The following is a 14,296-nucleotide window of genomic DNA, read 5'->3' as shown; positions in this document are numbered from 1 at the left end:
AGGCGAAAGGTATGGAGGAAAGACGGTGCGACGGTCAGCGCGATCGGGCAGCATCGCGCATCGCCTTCGGATGGGTTTCCGGTGCGATGCAGGTTGCGACGACCGTGATTGCGCCGAGCAGCACGAGATAGATGACGATCGGCGTCGCGCTGCGGTAGTGCGCGAGCAGCGCGGTCGCGATCGCCGGCGACAGCCCGCCGCCGAGCACCGACGCGATCTCGCGACCGATTCCGAGCCCCGAGAACCGCAGGTGCACAGGCAGCAGTTCGCTGATGAACGCCGGCTGCGCACCTTCGAGAATACCGATCGCGATGCTGTTGGCCAGGAGCAGGGCGACGATCACGTGCGAGAAGCGGCCCGACTGCAGCAACGTGAAGTACGGATACGCGATCAGCACTACGGCGACGGCGCCGAGCAAGTAGACGGGCTTGCGGCCGATCCGGTCGGTCAGGCGGCCCGCGAGCAGCGTCACGGGAATCATCAGCAGCATCGAGATCACGAGCCCGCTCAGTAGCCACGATGCATCGAGACCGATGAACTTGCCGTACGCGAGCGAGAACGCGAAGAACAGGTACGACACCGCGCCTTCGCCGAACCGCAGCCCGAACACGGTCAGCACTTCGCGCGGGCATTCGCGCAGCACGTCGACGAGCGGCGTCGCGCTGGACTTCCGTGTCGACCGCGCATCGGCGAATTCCGCGCTCTCGCCGATCGAGCGGCGCATCCACAGGCCGAACCCGACGAGCACGATGCTCGCGAGGAACGGGATGCGCCAGCCCCAGCGCTCGACGTCGGCTGCCGGCAGCTGCTGCACGAGCAGGAACGCGGCAGTCGACAGCACAAAGCCGAACGCCGCGCCGCACGGGCTCCATGCGGCGAGCGCACCGCGCCGGTCGGCCGGCGCGTTCTCGTGGATCAGCAGGATGCTGCCGCTCCATTCGCCGCCGGCGGCGAGCCCCTGCAGCACGCGCAGCAATACCAGCGCGACCGGCGCGGCGATGCCGATCTCGCGATAGGTCGGCAACAGCCCCATCCCGACCGTCGCCGTGCCCATCGTCAACATCGTCAGCATCATCACGGTCTTGCGCCCGTAGCGATCGCCGATGTGCCCGCACAGCAGCCCGCCGATCGGACGCGCGACGAAGCCGACCGTGAAGCCGCCGAACGCCGCGATCGTGCCGGTCAGCGGATCGCTGCCGACCGGAAAGAACAGCTTGCCGAACAGCAGCGCGGCGGCCGTCCCGTACAGGAAGAAGTCGTACCATTCGAGTGCCTGCCCGAGCACGGCGGTCGCGACCGCGCGTCGGACCGAACTCGTGCTGCGGGAAACGGGCAACGAAACCGCTGACAGGGGCGCTGGTGAGTTCATGGTGTGTTGGGGGATAAGTTCAGTTGTCCTGCCTGTCCGGCATCGGGCGGCAGGTCCGCGATCGAATCTGTTCACTGCGTCCGAATCACGATAAGAGCGCAGCGGAATGCGGTCAAATTCCCGCCAAAAATGATGAACATGAATCGCATGCATGGGCATGCCGTGCCGCGAGTCGCCCATCTAATTATCCATCGCGCTTATTTGATCGCCCTTTTTAGATCAATTTGACGGATGAGAACGCGACGACGAAACTGGTCCCGTTATCCGTGCGAGGTCCGCCCGACCGGACCCGTACTTCCTCGCGACTCTTTCCCCACGACGACGATGAGCGACATTTCCTACCAGACGATCGACACCCGCGCGCTGCACGGCTTCGCGCAGCCCGACCGCATCGCACCCGCGATGTATCACGATCCCGCGCTGTTCGAAGCCGAGCTCGACCGCATCTTCTACCGCACCTGGATCTGGGTTGCGCACGAAAGCGAGCTGCCGAACCCGGGCGACTTCATCACGACGACGATCGGCCGCCAGCCGGTGATCGTCGTGCGCGACAAGACCGGCGAGATCAACGTGCTGCAGAATCGCTGCCGCCATCGCGGCGCGACCGTGTGCGAATCGCACAAGGGCAACGCGAAAGGCTTCACGTGCCCGTATCACAGCTGGTCGTACGCGCTCGACGGCACGCTGCGCGCGCTGCCGTATGGCGACGGCTACGAAGGCGTGTGCGAGAAGGGCGACCTGCCGCTCGTGAAGCTGCGCGTCGGCGTGTACCAGGGGCTGATCTTCGCGAGCTTCAACGACGCCATCGAACCGCTCGAGGATTTCCTCGGCGGCGCGAAACCGTGGATCGACCTGTTCATGAAGCAGGGTGCAGGCTACCCGATCAAGGCGAACGGCGAGCACAAGTTCAAGTTCAAGGGCAACTGGAAGATCCAGCTCGAGAACACGACGGACCTCTATCACTTCCCCGTCGTGCACAAGTCGTGGATGAAGTCGATCGACGACGAGACGGCCGCCGCGATCACGAGCTTCATGACGAGCGAGGACGCGTTCTGCCGCGCGCTGGGCAACGGCCACAGCCTCGCGGTGCTCATGCCCGAACTGATCGATCTCGACGAAGACGACGGCGCGCCGCTGCCCGAGCGCTTCGCGCCGCTCGCGGCGAAACTCGCGGAGCGCCACGCGCCGGACGAAGTGCGCCGCATCGTGCGCTCGCTGATGGGCGTCGGCTTCAACCTGAACCTGTTTCCGAACCTCGCGCTATCGATGGCGTTCTTCCGCGTGCTGCGGCCGATCTCGGCGAACGAGACCGAAATCCGCCACGTCGCGCTCGCGATGGACGGCGGCCCGGACGAGGCGAACCGCGAGCGGCTGCGCATCCACGAGCACTTCCAGGGCCCGTTCGGCTTCGGCAGCCCCGACGACGCGGAAGCCTGGGAGCGCGTGCAGCGCGGCGCGCATGCGGGCCCCGACGTGCCGATCCTCGTGAACCGCGGGCTGAACCGCGAGACAACCGCCGCGAACGGCGAAAAGACCGCGCATGCCACCGACGAGACGGGCATGCGCGAGGCCTACCAGCAATGGCGAAAAATGATGGAGCAACAGTGATGGATGACCGCAACGCCCTTTTTTCCGAGCAGACCTTCGCCCGCGCGGTCGAATTCGTGTGGCGCGAAGCCGAGATGCTCGACCGTCGCGACTATCGCGCATGGCTCGACCTGTGGGATCCGGCCGGCGATTACGTGGTGCCCATCGATCCCGATGCGACCGACTTCGCGGCGACGCTGAACTACGTGTTCGACGACCATGACATGCGCGAGAAGCGCGTGCAGCGGATGCTGTCCGGCTATTCGGCGTCGGCGTCCGACGCGGCGCGCACGGTGCGCACCGTGTCGCGCTTCACGCTGGAAAGCGGCAGCGCCGACACCGTCGAGCTGAAATCCGCGCAGGTTGTCGTCGCATACAAGCGCGGCGTCGCGACCCTGTTCGCGGCCAACGTCACGCACAAGCTGCATGTCGATGCGGACGGCGAGATGCGGATCGCGGAGAAGGTCGTGCGCCTGATCGACTCGACCGAAGCGCTCAGCGCGATCGGCTTCCTGCTGTAAGCCGCCGCCGGTTCACCGCCGAATCCGCAACGGTGAACCGGTCACCTTCACCTTTCCGGACGACCATGCCCACACTCGAAGTTTTCCTGCCGGCCGGCCACGACGACGCCTGCAAGGCCGAGCTGATTGCGCGGCTCAGCAGCGCGACCGTCGACGCGACAAGCGCGCCGATCGAATCGGTGCGCGTGCTGCTCACCGAATTGCCCGCGACGCATATCGGCCTCGGCGGGCGCACGGCCGCCGACGGCGCGCCGCCGTCGCTGCCGGTGATCGTCGCGATCCTGATCGCCGGCCGCACCGATGCGCAGAAACGCGCGCTGATCGCCGCGCTGTCCGACGCTGCCGCGAACGTGCTCGATGCGCCGTTGCAGGCAACGCGCGTGATGATCAAGGACATCCCGAACACCGACTTCGGGATCGGCGGCCAGACCGCGCGGGCGCTGGGGCGCTGACCGTGTGCCGCGCGTCGCTGCCCTGCCGTGACGCATGTGATGCACGCGATGCAGCGCAGCGGCTACGCGTGCGCTCCGGCGAGCGGCAGCGTCACGCGGCAGTCGAGCCCACCGCCTTCGGCCGGGCTCGCGCCGATGCGCCCGCCGTGGCGCGTGACGATGCTCTTGCACAGCGACAGCCCGATCCCGTTGCCGCCGGCCTTCGAAGACGAGAAGCCGTCGAACAGCCGATCGTGCGCACCTTCGGCGATACCGGGTCCGTTGTCGATCGCGCGCAGCTCGGCGTGCCCGTCGACGTTCGCGGTGCCGAGCGTCAGCATGCACGGTGCGCGCTCGCAGCCGGCGAACGCCTCGATCGCGTTGAAGGCGAGGTTGAGCATCACCTGCCCGATCAGCACGCGCTCGCAGCGGATCGGCAGCGGCACATCGGCCTGCACGATCGTCACCGTCACGCCCGCCTCCTTCGCGCGCAGCTCGATGAAATACGCGACGTCAGCGAGGATCTCGCGCAAATCGGCGAGCGCGACGACCGGCTCGCGCTTCACGATGAACTCGCGCACGCTCTTGATGATCAGCGCCGCATGCTCGGCCTGCCGGTCCGCGCTGCGCAGGCCCCAGATCGCGTCGTCGACGGCCCCGCGCGCGTTCAGCCGCTGCACCGCGCCCTCGATGAAGTTGCGCACGGCCGCGAGCGGCTGGCTCAGCTCGTGCGCGATCACGCTCGCCATCTCGCCCATCGCGTTGTAGCGGCCCGCGTATTCGAGCATCCGCGCTTGCGCGCGCCGCGCATCCTCGATCGCCACTTCGTCGCTCACGTCGCGAAACTGCACGAGCAGCCCGTCGAGATCGCCTTCGATCTCGACCTGCCGGCACTGGATGCGCAGCCAGCACGCCGAGCCGTCGCGCCGCACGATCCGGTAACGCTGCGGCTCGGACGGACACGCGGACGGCGCATCGCGCAGCTGCGCGACGAGCCGGTCGCGGTCGGCCGCGCTGCAATAGTCGAGCACCTCGCCGAGCGCTTCGTCCGGCGCGAGCCCGAGCACGCGGCGGCCCGACTCGCTGATGAACTGCACGCCGCCGTGCGGCGTCACGACCGCGATCCCTTCATCGAGGTCCTGCATGAACTCGCGCAGCCGTGCTTCGTAGCGGCGCAGTTGCTGGCGCACCGCTTCTTCCGCGCTGATGTCGCGGAACTGCACCATCACGACGTCGCGACCGCGCAGCGGCACGTAAGTGGCGGTCGCCTCCGACAGCATGTCGACGCCCGTGCGCGAGCGGTAACACCACTCGTACACCTGCGGCCCGTCGACGAGCGCGCGATCCCACGCACTTACGGCGATCTCGCGCTGGTATTTCGGTTCGGGACGCGTCATGTCCGGCGCCTTCAGCGGCAGCAGTTCCTCGACGGAAAAGCCGAGCGCGATGCACGCGGCGCGATTCGCCCACACGATCGCCTTGGTATGCGCGTCGTGCAGCAGCACGCAGGTGGTCAATGCGTCGAGCAGCCGGTGGAAATCGTCTTCGTCGGGAAAACTCATGATCGGATCCGGATGAAGGCACGCGGCGTCGCGCGGCCGGATGTCCAACATAGCACCGGCGTGCGCGGCACGCATCTGAAGATTTCTTTAGCCCGGCACGGAGCGACACCAGTCACGCAGCCCTACGCACCAATTGCTGCGTGTTTTCGGCGTTTCTAGACTAGGTCCATGCCGTGTCCATCCCCGCAATCGAACCCCATCCCCAGGAGACAGCCATGCCCAACGCCGCCCTCGCCATCGACGCCGCGCCCCCCTCGCCGCATGCGGTCCGCGAAGCGGCCGCACGTATGTCGCCGCTCGACGCGGTGATCGAGACCGTCGCCGCGCGCCGCGACGAGTTCGACCGCCTGTCGCATGTGCCGCGCGACGTGATCGCGCTGTTCAAGGAGGCCGGCATCTATCGCGCGGGCACGCCGCGCCGCTTCGGCGGCGATGCGCTCGCGCCCACCGCGTTCCTCGGCATGATCGAGCGGATCGCGACCGCCGACGGGTCGGCCGCGTGGGTCGCGAGCTTCGGCTCGGCCAACGCCTATCTCGCCGCGCTGCCGCTCGCCACGCAGGCCGAGCTGTACGCGAGCGGCCCCGACCAGGTGTTCGCGGGCGGGCTGTTCCCCGTGCAGCCGGCGCAGGCGGCACCCGGCGGCTGGCGCGTAACGGGCACGTGGAAGTTCGCGAGCGGCTGCAAGGGCGCCGACTGGCTCGGCGTCGGCATCGCGGTGCCCGGCGCGCAGGATGCCGCGCCGAACAAGCCCCGCACGGCCGTGTTCCGTGCCACCGAAGTCGAGATCGTCGAGAACTGGAGCGTGGTCGGCATGCAGGGCACGGGCAGCCACGACCTGCGCGTCGACGACCGCTTCGTGCCCGAAGCGTGGACTTTCGTGCGCGGCGGCGAAGCGACCGTCGACGAGCCGCTGTACCGCTATCCGACCGTCGCGTATGCGGCGCAGGTGCTCGCCGTGGTCAACCTCGGGCTGGCCCGCGCGGCGCTCGACGTCGCGAACCGCATGTCGGGCGGCCGCCAGACGACCACCGGCGCGCCGCGCCTCGCCGATCGCGCGTATTTCCGCATCGAACTCGCGAAGGCCGAGGCACAGCTGCGCTCGGCGCGCGCGTTCTTCTACGACGCGACCGACTCGGTCTGGCAATCGATTCTGGCCGGCAACCCGGTCACGCCCGAGCAGGTCAGCCTGCTGAGACTCGCCGCCACGCATATCGCACGCGAAGGCGCGAGCGTCGTCGAGCGCGCGTACCGCCTCGGCGGCACGGCCGCGATCTATCGCACGCATCCACTGCAGCGCCTCTTGCGCGACGCGATGGTCGTCACGCAGCACGCGTTTCTCGGCGAAGGCAACTTCGACGGCGCGGGCGCGGTGTTCACCGGCGTCACGCCGTTTCCCGGCTATCTGTAATCCGCGTCGATTCGCATCGATTCGCTTCAACGCCGCTCAACGCATTCTTCAGGAGAACCTGTCATGTCCGATTCGAATCCGCTGCCGCTGCGCGTGCTGTTCTGCTGCGGCGTGTCGCAAAACTTCTTTGACCTGCCGCGCGAGAAGATCGGCGAAGTGTGGCAAGCGTATGGCGCGATGCTCGCCGCCGTCGAGGCGATGCCCGGCGTGCGCGTGCTCGGCGTGATGGATGACGACCGCCTCGTGGTCGGCCAGGCCGACGGCGCGCCGTGGACGTTCTACATCATGGCCGACGTCGCCGACTTCGACACGACGGTCGCGGTCTGCAACCTGTACCGCACGACGCCGGTCGGCGAATACAACCTGTGGCGCTATGGCAAGATCGAGGCGCGGGTCGGCCGCGCGCTGACCGTGCCGCCGGCCGCGAAACCCGCAGCGTGAGGCGCGCGATGACCGGCCCCGATTCTTCGCGCTCGATCGCGGCGCTCGAAGCGCTTGAACGGCGCGTGGCGGCGCTCGACGCCGAACGCGCGGTGCGCGCGACGATCACGCGCTACATGGCGCTGTGCGACGTGCCCGAGGACGCCGGCGACGGCCCGGCGCTCGCTGCGCTGTTCACGTCCGACGCGGTGTGGGAAGGCATCGGCCCGCAGTACGCGCGCAAGTTCGGCCGCCTCGAAGGCACGGATGCGATCGTCGCGATGCTGCGTCGCTATCTGCCGCCCGATCCGCATTTCGCGGCGAACCTGCATTTCCTGACGTCGGAGTCGATCGACGTCGGCGCCGACCATGCGAGCGCACGGGGCCGCTGGATCATGCTGCAGGCGTCGCGCTACGCGGACGGCACGGCGGAGCTGATCGCCGCGCGGCTGAGCGTCGACTTCGCGCCGGCCGGAGGCGGCGCGACCTGGCTGATCCGCCATTTCCGCACCGAGCGCGTGCTCGACGGCCCGTGGCCACTCGCCGCCGCGCCGCAATCCTGAACCCTTTCACTCCGCTCCCACGCCATCGCACCATGACAGGCTTCATCGATACCTTCACGCTGGGCGGCCCGGGTCCGACGATCGCGATCAAGGACACGATCGACATCGCAGGCCATCCGACCCGCGCGGCCAGCCGCGCACTCGCCGACGCGCCGCCCGCCGCGCAGCACGCGGACGTGGTCCGCCTGCTGCTCGACGCCGGCTGGCAGATCGCCGGCAAGGCGAACATGCACGAGCTCGCGTTCGGCATGACCGGCATCAACGACACCACCGGCACGCCGGTCAATCCGCAGGACCCGACGCGCATTCCCGGCGGCTCGTCGAGCGGATCGGCGTCGCTCGTCGGGCTCGGTGTCGTCGACGCCGCGCTCGGCACCGACACCGGCGGCTCGATTCGCGGGCCGGCCGCCTGCTGCGGCGTGGTCGGGTTGAAGCCGACGTTCGGCCGCGTGTCGCGGCGCGGCGTCGCACCCACCGACACCACGCTCGATTGCGTCGGACCGTTCGCGCGCGACGTCCGCACGCTCGCAGCCGTGATGGCCGCCATTGCACCGGACTTCGATCCGACGCGCGCGACAGCGCCCGTTGCCGGCTGCACGATCGCGCACGTGATCGCCGATGCCGATCCGGCCATCGCCGCCGCGCTCGATGCGGCGGTGCGCGCATCGGGCCTGCGCACGCACGATGTCGCGCTCGACGAACTGCCTGCCGCGTTCGCCGCGGGGCTCGCCGTCATCAACGCGGAAACGTCGCGCGCATTCGGGCATCTCGTCGACACCGGCAAGCTCGGCGCGGATCTCGATGCGCGGCTGCGCATGGCCGCGCAGACGACACCGGCCGCGCTCGTGCAAGCCGAAGCCGTACGCGCGCGCTTCACCGCTCAGGTCGATGCCGCGCTCGAACGCGCGGACGTGCTGGTGCTGCCGACGCTGCCCGCGTTGCCGATCACGCTTCAACAGGCGCGCGAGGGCGTATCGGTCATCGCGATGTCGTCGCTGATCCGGCCGTTCAACCTGAGCGGCCATCCGGCGCTCAGCCTGCCGCTGCCGCTCGCCGGAACACCGCTGAAGGCCGGGTTGCAGATCGTCGGCCGCAAGGGCGCGGACGAACAGGTGTGCGCGATTGCGGCACACTTCGAAACGGCGCTTGCCGCATGAACCACGATGCGGGTGCCGCTTCGGCCACGCGCCCGCGAACCAGGGAATCACGCACCATGTCAGACCGAGTCGTCCTCGTCACCGGCGCCGCGCGCGGGCTCGGCGCCGTCATCGCCGAACGCTTCCTCGCGGCCGGCTATCGCGTCGCGCTGGCCGACATCGCCGCCGACGCCATTCATGCGCACGCGCGCGAAATCGACCCGAGCGGCGAACGCGTGATCGCGCTGCCGCTCGACGTCACGTCGAAACGCGATTTCGAAGCCGCGCGCGATGCGCTCGTCGCGCGCTGGGGCGCAATCGACGTGCTCGTCAACAATGCCGGCGCATCGAAGGTCGTGCCCGCGATGGAGATCACGGCCGAGCAGTTCGACCAGGTGATCGACGTGAACCTGCGCAGCGTGCTGTTCGGCTGCCAGGTGTTCGGCCACTACTTCGCGACACGCGGCGCGGGCCGCATCGTCAACATCGCGTCGCTCGCCGGGCAGAACGGCGGCTCGGCGACGGGGGCGCACTATGCGGCCGCGAAAGGCGGCACGCTGACGCTGACCAAGGTGTTCGCGCGCGACCTCGCCGCGCAGGGCGTGACCGTCAACGCGATCTCGCCGGGCCCGCTCGACCTGCCGATCGTCTACGAAAGCGTCGCACCGGAAAAGCTGCGGCAGGTGCTCGCGAGCCTGCCGGGCGGCAAGCTCGGATCGGCCGGTTTCGTCGCGGATGCGGCGGTGCTGCTCGCGTCGGGCGACGCGCATTTCGCGAACGGCGCGTGCTGGGACATCAACGGCGGGTTATACATGCGTTGAACGCGGCGCGCGCGACGGCGCGCATTCGTGCATCTAGCGCGGCGTGTCGCCGTCGTCCCCCCACACGACCATCACGTCGCGCACCAGCGCGGCGATCGACGTCGCACCGAGCTTCTCCTTGATGCTCGCGCGATGCACGTCGACGGTCTTCACGCTGATCGACAGATCCGACGCGATCTGCTTGCTGCCCTTGCCGTCGACGACGCCGCGCAGCACCTCCTTCTCGCGTGCGGTCAGCGCGTCGAGCCGCTGGCGCAGCTCGCGGTGCCGCTGGCCGACCGCGTGCCGCTGCTGCGCGAGCCGCAACGCGCGCTGCACGCGCTCGAGCATCTGCTGCGAGTTGTACGGCTTCTCGACGAAATCGATCGCGCCGTTCTGCAGCGCGCGCACGGACATCGGGATATCGCCGTGTCCGCTCACGAAGATCACCGGCAGCGTCGCGCCGCGCGCGTTCAGTTCCGCCTGGACGTCGAAACCGCTTTTCTCCGGCATCCGCACGTCTAGCACCAGGCACGCGACCAGGTTCACGTCGAAGCGCGCGAGAAAATCGGCGGCATTCGCGAAGCCTTCGGACGCGATGCCGACCGACTCGAGCAGCCAGGCGAGCGACGTCCGCATGCCGCTGTCGTCGTCGACGATGTATACGATCGGAGCGGGTGACGTCATCGGGGTGTCTCGCAAGATATCGGTATCGGCATCGCACGCGCCGCGGGTGAGGCAGGCGTCGTTCGTCGGGGTGTGCGGCACATCATAACGAGCAGAAAATGCGCTGAATACCCCTTCACGTGCCGCATCGATGCTCCATCGCACTTTTTTCCGCGCGCCGTGCCGCGCATCTAGGTAGAACCTTTAGATGCGTTGGCGGGAACGCCATCTTCATCGTCACTCGTGCGAATGTTCGCCGGCTTTTTCGCGGCGTACGCTTGCTGCATCGTCGACGATTCGTTGCCGCATCGACGGCTCGCACGATCGCCACCTCATTCACCCAGGAGCGCCCATGTCAGCACCGACCGATACCCCGCAACCGGCGCGCGCCGAACCCACCGCCGCGCAACAGGCCTTCCGGCAAGCGATGGCCCACCTCGGCGCGGCCGTCAACGTGATCACGACCGCGGGGCCGCACGGCCGCTGCGGGATCACGGCGAGCGCCGTCTGTTCCGTCACCGACGCGCCGCCGACGCTGCTCGTGTGCCTGAACCGGTCGAGCGCGATGCATGCGACCTTCGAGCGCAATCGTCATGTGTGCATCAACGTGCTGCCGGCCGAGCACGAACTGCTCGCGCGGCATTTCGCAGGACTCACCGAGTTGCCGATGGAGCGCCGCTTCGAGCTGCCGGTGTGGGATCGCGGCGAGCAGGATGTGCCCGTGCTGCGCGATGCGCTCGCGAGCCTGCAAGGCACGATCGCCGACATGAAGGAAGTCGGCTCGCATTCGGTGATGTTCATCGAGGCGACGTCGATTCGCGTGCGCAACGACGGCGACAGCCTCATCTACTTCAGCCGCGCGTTCCATCGCGTATCGCGTACCGCCTGCGTGCGGTAACGGTCGGGGTAACGAAACGGTGCCGCGCTCGCCGATCGCGCAGGGCTACGCCGCCCGCAACGCGCGCTGTCCCGCCGCGAGCGCCGCGCCCGCGAACAGCGTCAGCGCCGAATACACGAGCCCGCGCGCGAGCCCCGCGCTGTCGGATACCCAGCCGATCGCGACGGGCCCGGCGATCTGCCCGAACGCGAAGATCGTCGTGAACGCGCTGATGCCCTTCGCCCAGCCTTCCGGCGACAGATTGTGGCGCACGAACGCGGTCGTCGACGCGACCGCCGACAGGAACGTCGCGCCGAACAGCACGCCCGACGCGAACGCGGCCGCCGGATGCGCGAACAGCGCCGGCATCAGCGTCGCCACGCCGAGCAACGCATTGAGCACCGCCAGCGCCTGGCCGCCGCGCATCCGGTCGAGCAACCCCGACCACAGCCGCGCCGACACGATGGTCGCAACGCCGAGCATCACGTAGAACGCGGACACGACCGTGCCGCTCATCCCCGTGCCGCGCAGCAGCGCGACGATGAACGTCATGTAGCCGATATAGCCGACGCCGAACAGTCCGTAGCCCGCGAGCGCGAGCGCGAAGCGCGCGGGGCTCTCGCTCGCCGCCGGCGCGGCGCCGTCGCGCCGCACGGCCGGTGCCGCGTGCGCATGCTCGATGCGACGCGCCGCCGCCACGGCGATCGCCGAGAACAGCACGCACGCGACCGCGAGCGCGAACCATGCGGGTTGCCATCCGTGCGTGCGATGTACGAGCGTCGCGGGCACGAGCAGCGACGACGCGACGATGCCCCACCCCGTGCCGCCGTAATAGAGCCCGAGCAGCAGCCCCGCATCGCGCGGCGACGCGGACGCGAGCCGCGCCGCCAGCACGCCGCCGCTGATGAAGATCAGCGCGCTGCCGACGCCTGTCGCGAGCCGCTCGACGAGCAGCGCGTTCATGCCGGACGAGAACCCGCATGCGGCCATCAGCACCGCGGTCAGCGCGCAGCCTGCCGCCAGCAGCGTGCCGGTGCGCCAGCGCCGAGACAGGAACGGGAAGACGAGCGCGCCGATCAGGTAGCCGGCCGCGTTCGCGGTGTTCAATGCGCCGGCCTGCGCGAAGCTCCAGCCGAGATCGACCTTCATCGGCGGAAGCAGCAACGCATACGAAAAGCGCGCGAGGCCGAGCGCGATCGCGCTGCCGAGCGACAGGCAGATCGCGAGCCGCCATGCTGCCATCCGGTCGGATTCGGTGGCGCCGGCATGCAGCCCTGCTCGGCCGGCGTGCTCCGGTTGCGGCGCTGTGCGCATCGCATGTCTCCATCGTGGTTCGAATCGTGCCGCCGCGACGGCGGTGCGCGCGCGGCTGCGGCCCGCACGCGAAGTCGTCAGATGGTGCCAGAAAATCGTGGCAGCCGCCGGAGCCGGCTCGTCGACTGCTGGCGGACAGTTCGCATGGACACCAGCCGCGTGCGCATCGTTCGCGAATGATGAAAACCGAAACGATCGACGCGATTGCACTCGCAATTTAAATGAATCACATGAATGAATTCATCATTAGCGGCCTCGATATTCAAAACAAATAATCCACGGCCTTCACGATCCGATTCATTCGCCTTCATTGCACGATATGCAGCTAACCCGCTTGTTTAGCACACCACAGCTAAAAACGATGCAACGCGTTGCATTCGGTAAATCATCAGACTAATATCGACGCCACTCGCCCGGTATTCAAAAAATTCCGGACGAGCGGCGGTAATCCCTTTACCGCGCTTTCATGTTGAATCGCTCATGTTCACCACAGGAGAATTGACATGCAGGAAACCCGGCAGATCGAATTGCTTGACTGGATGCAGGAAGACACGCACCCCGAGGCCGTCGACATGATGGTCGAGGATGCCGTGGTGCCTTTCGGCACCGCGCTCTGGCCTGTCTGAGCGGCCAGCCCGTTCTCGCGGAAGGGCCGCGGCCCTTCCGCCGCTTCCGGAGACACGCATGCTGAACCTGCACCGCGCGCTCGGCTGCCACCCGGCGCTGCGCGACAAGCTCGCACGCGGCGAAACGGGCAAACTCCTGGTCGGTTACGACACCCGCAACCGCGACGTCGCGTTGCGCGCGTTTTCCGCCCTGCCCGACTCGTTCGACGCGACGACCCTCTGCCTCGAAACCACCCCGCCCGCCGACATCGCCGCCGCGCTCGCGCGCGCGGATCTGTTCGTGCTGCTGTACGACTCGTCGTGCCTGCCGACACCGTCGCCGAGCGGCCCGCCGTTTCTGGCCGCGATCCGTCCCGCGATCGTCGAGCACTGGAGCAAGTCGGTACTGTTCAAGGATTACGGCCCACATCTCGACGAAGCGTTCGCGGAATCGCTCGACGACATCGCCGCGCGCAACGGCCGGCTGATCGAGGCGGCCGCGCGCGCATCGCAGATCCGCTTCATCGACGAAGCCGGCAACACGCTGACCGGCTCGCTTTCACCGGACCAGAAATGGACGAGCGTGGACGGGATGGGCAATCTCGACGTCGTGCCCGGCGAGATCGCGACGCACGTCACCGACCTGCGCGGCTCGATCGTATTCAGCGGCACGTTCCTCGGCACCGTGCCGTTCGCGATCAAGTACCGCGTGACGGAGCGGCTCGCGACGCTGCACGTCGAAGACAGCCTGATCGTCGATTTCGACAGCGACGACGCGGGCTTCCGGCGCGACTTCGCGTCGTACCTCGACCGGCATGACAATCACCGGCGCATCGAAGAATTCGGTATCGGCACAAACCTGGGCATCCGCGCGCTGTACGGCCGCAACGCCGGGTTCGAGGAACGCCATCCGGGGCTGCATCTCGGCCTCGGCGGCGGCGCGAACGGCAGCCATCACCTCGACCTGATCTTCGCGCGCGGCACGCTCGCGTTCGACGAGCGGATCGTGTTCGACGGCGCGTTCGCCGTCTGACTG

General features: G+C 68.2%; 16 protein-coding genes. 11 read left to right on the top strand and 5 right to left on the bottom strand.

All coding sequences use genetic code 11. The features are described 5' to 3' along the window. Window positions 1-34: 34 nt before the first annotated feature. Complete coding sequence (locus tag DIE11_RS00745) at window positions 35-1,369, bottom strand: MFS transporter (RefSeq protein WP_124620843.1); 1,335 nt, start codon at window positions 1,367-1,369, stop codon at window positions 35-37. A 324-nt stretch (window positions 1,370-1,693) separates the two neighbouring features. Here DIE11_RS00745 and DIE11_RS00740 point away from each other — a divergent pair, with 324 nt between their 5' ends. From DIE11_RS00740 to DIE11_RS00730, 3 genes are all read left to right on the top strand, one after another. Then, window positions 1,694-2,977 carry a Rieske 2Fe-2S domain-containing protein gene (locus tag DIE11_RS00740; protein WP_124620841.1) on the top strand — a complete coding sequence of 428 codons (1,284 nt, stop codon included), beginning with the start codon at window positions 1,694-1,696 and terminating at the stop codon, window positions 2,975-2,977. Continuing rightward, window positions 2,974-3,477, top strand: coding sequence for an aromatic-ring-hydroxylating dioxygenase subunit beta (locus DIE11_RS00735; protein ID WP_059601272.1), 504 nt, complete (start codon window positions 2,974-2,976; stop codon window positions 3,475-3,477). The genes DIE11_RS00740 and DIE11_RS00735 overlap by 4 nt, the downstream gene beginning before the upstream one ends. A gap of 65 nt (window positions 3,478-3,542) precedes the next feature. Next, window positions 3,543-3,929, top strand: coding sequence for a tautomerase family protein (locus DIE11_RS00730; RefSeq protein ID WP_059601269.1), 387 nt, complete (start codon window positions 3,543-3,545; stop codon window positions 3,927-3,929). Window positions 3,930-3,991: 62 nt separating this feature from the next. Here DIE11_RS00730 and DIE11_RS00725 read toward each other — a convergent pair whose 3' ends face one another. Next, window positions 3,992-5,545, bottom strand: a complete 1,554-nt coding sequence (locus tag DIE11_RS00725) for an ATP-binding protein (RefSeq protein WP_124620839.1) — start codon at window positions 5,543-5,545, stop codon at window positions 3,992-3,994. A gap of 140 nt (window positions 5,546-5,685) precedes the next feature. Between DIE11_RS00725 and DIE11_RS00720 the strand changes: the two genes are divergently transcribed. The 5 genes from DIE11_RS00720 to DIE11_RS00700 all read left to right on the top strand — a co-directional run bounded on the left by DIE11_RS00720 (window position 5,686) and on the right by DIE11_RS00700 (window position 9,819). Next, complete coding sequence (locus DIE11_RS00720) at window positions 5,686-6,879, top strand: acyl-CoA dehydrogenase family protein (protein ID WP_124620837.1); 1,194 nt, start codon at window positions 5,686-5,688, stop codon at window positions 6,877-6,879. 63 nt (window positions 6,880-6,942) lie between these two features. After that, window positions 6,943-7,320, top strand: coding sequence for a hypothetical protein (locus DIE11_RS00715; RefSeq protein WP_011356094.1), 378 nt, complete (start codon window positions 6,943-6,945; stop codon window positions 7,318-7,320). Window positions 7,321-7,328: 8 nt separating this feature from the next. Next, a complete protein-coding gene (locus tag DIE11_RS00710; RefSeq protein ID WP_124620835.1) occupies window positions 7,329-7,862 on the top strand; it encodes a nuclear transport factor 2 family protein in 534 nt (177 codons plus the stop codon). 32 nt (window positions 7,863-7,894) lie between these two features. Continuing rightward, window positions 7,895-9,019: an amidase gene (locus DIE11_RS00705; RefSeq protein ID WP_124620833.1), complete on the top strand. Its 1,125-nt coding sequence runs from the start codon at window positions 7,895-7,897 to the stop codon at window positions 9,017-9,019. 56 nt (window positions 9,020-9,075) lie between these two features. After that, the gene (locus DIE11_RS00700) at window positions 9,076-9,819 is read left to right on the top strand and encodes an SDR family NAD(P)-dependent oxidoreductase (RefSeq protein ID WP_124620831.1); all 744 of its coding nucleotides are present in this window, start codon (window positions 9,076-9,078) and stop codon (window positions 9,817-9,819) included. Window positions 9,820-9,852: 33 nt separating this feature from the next. Here the strand turns inward: DIE11_RS00700 and DIE11_RS00695 are convergent, their stop codons facing one another. Beyond that, window positions 9,853-10,485 (bottom strand): response regulator transcription factor, encoded by a 633-nt coding sequence (locus tag DIE11_RS00695; protein WP_124620829.1) that lies wholly within the window; start codon window positions 10,483-10,485, stop codon window positions 9,853-9,855. A gap of 331 nt (window positions 10,486-10,816) precedes the next feature. Here DIE11_RS00695 and hpaC point away from each other — a divergent pair, with 331 nt between their 5' ends. Then, entirely contained in the window at window positions 10,817-11,362 is a 546-nt protein-coding gene (gene hpaC / locus DIE11_RS00690) for a 4-hydroxyphenylacetate 3-monooxygenase, reductase component (protein WP_059601253.1), read from the top strand. Between the two features lie 45 nt (window positions 11,363-11,407). Here the strand turns inward: hpaC and DIE11_RS00685 are convergent, their stop codons facing one another. Further along, on the bottom strand, window positions 11,408-12,655 hold the full coding sequence (locus tag DIE11_RS00685; protein ID WP_124620827.1) for a YbfB/YjiJ family MFS transporter: 1,248 nt from the start codon (window positions 12,653-12,655) through the stop codon (window positions 11,408-11,410). Window positions 12,656-12,732: 77 nt separating this feature from the next. Then, the gene (locus tag DIE11_RS00680; protein WP_124620825.1) at window positions 12,733-12,966 is read right to left on the bottom strand and encodes a hypothetical protein; all 234 of its coding nucleotides are present in this window, start codon (window positions 12,964-12,966) and stop codon (window positions 12,733-12,735) included. 192 nt (window positions 12,967-13,158) lie between these two features. Here DIE11_RS00680 and DIE11_RS36770 point away from each other — a divergent pair, with 192 nt between their 5' ends. Then, entirely contained in the window at window positions 13,159-13,281 is a 123-nt protein-coding gene (locus DIE11_RS36770) for a hypothetical protein (RefSeq protein ID WP_006752127.1), read from the top strand. Between the two features lie 58 nt (window positions 13,282-13,339). Next, on the top strand, window positions 13,340-14,293 hold the full coding sequence (locus DIE11_RS00675; RefSeq protein WP_124620823.1) for a leucyl aminopeptidase: 954 nt from the start codon (window positions 13,340-13,342) through the stop codon (window positions 14,291-14,293). Window positions 14,294-14,296: the final 3 nt, after the last annotated feature.

Source organism: Burkholderia sp. Bp9012, from assembly GCF_003853825.1.
GTDB classification, from domain to species: Bacteria; Pseudomonadota; Gammaproteobacteria; order Burkholderiales; family Burkholderiaceae; genus Burkholderia; species Burkholderia diffusa.
Note: the sequence above shows the minus strand (reverse complement) of the source record. Positions and strands in the feature narration are given on the sequence as shown.

Coding starts and splice junctions, on each gene's coding strand:
- DIE11_RS00745 (WP_124620843.1), bottom strand. CDS start 1,369: ATGAACTCACCAGCGCCCCTGTCAGCGGTTTCGTTGCCCGTTTCCCGC.
- DIE11_RS00740 (WP_124620841.1), top strand. CDS start 1,694: ATGAGCGACATTTCCTACCAGACGATCGACACCCGCGCGCTGCACGGC.
- DIE11_RS00730 (WP_059601269.1), top strand. CDS start 3,543: ATGCCCACACTCGAAGTTTTCCTGCCGGCCGGCCACGACGACGCCTGC.
- DIE11_RS00725 (WP_124620839.1), bottom strand. CDS start 5,545: ATGCGTGCCGCGCACGCCGGTGCTATGTTGGACATCCGGCCGCGCGAC.
- DIE11_RS00720 (WP_124620837.1), top strand. CDS start 5,686: ATGCCCAACGCCGCCCTCGCCATCGACGCCGCGCCCCCCTCGCCGCAT.
- DIE11_RS00715 (WP_011356094.1), top strand. CDS start 6,943: ATGTCCGATTCGAATCCGCTGCCGCTGCGCGTGCTGTTCTGCTGCGGC.
- DIE11_RS00710 (WP_124620835.1), top strand. CDS start 7,329: ATGACCGGCCCCGATTCTTCGCGCTCGATCGCGGCGCTCGAAGCGCTT.
- DIE11_RS00705 (WP_124620833.1), top strand. CDS start 7,895: ATGACAGGCTTCATCGATACCTTCACGCTGGGCGGCCCGGGTCCGACG.
- DIE11_RS00700 (WP_124620831.1), top strand. CDS start 9,076: ATGTCAGACCGAGTCGTCCTCGTCACCGGCGCCGCGCGCGGGCTCGGC.
- DIE11_RS00695 (WP_124620829.1), bottom strand. CDS start 10,485: ATGACGTCACCCGCTCCGATCGTATACATCGTCGACGACGACAGCGGC.
- hpaC (WP_059601253.1), top strand. CDS start 10,817: ATGTCAGCACCGACCGATACCCCGCAACCGGCGCGCGCCGAACCCACC.
- DIE11_RS00685 (WP_124620827.1), bottom strand. CDS start 12,655: ATGCGCACAGCGCCGCAACCGGAGCACGCCGGCCGAGCAGGGCTGCAT.
- DIE11_RS00680 (WP_124620825.1), bottom strand. CDS start 12,966: ATGAAGGCGAATGAATCGGATCGTGAAGGCCGTGGATTATTTGTTTTG.
- DIE11_RS36770 (WP_006752127.1), top strand. CDS start 13,159: ATGCAGGAAACCCGGCAGATCGAATTGCTTGACTGGATGCAGGAAGAC.
- DIE11_RS00675 (WP_124620823.1), top strand. CDS start 13,340: ATGCTGAACCTGCACCGCGCGCTCGGCTGCCACCCGGCGCTGCGCGAC.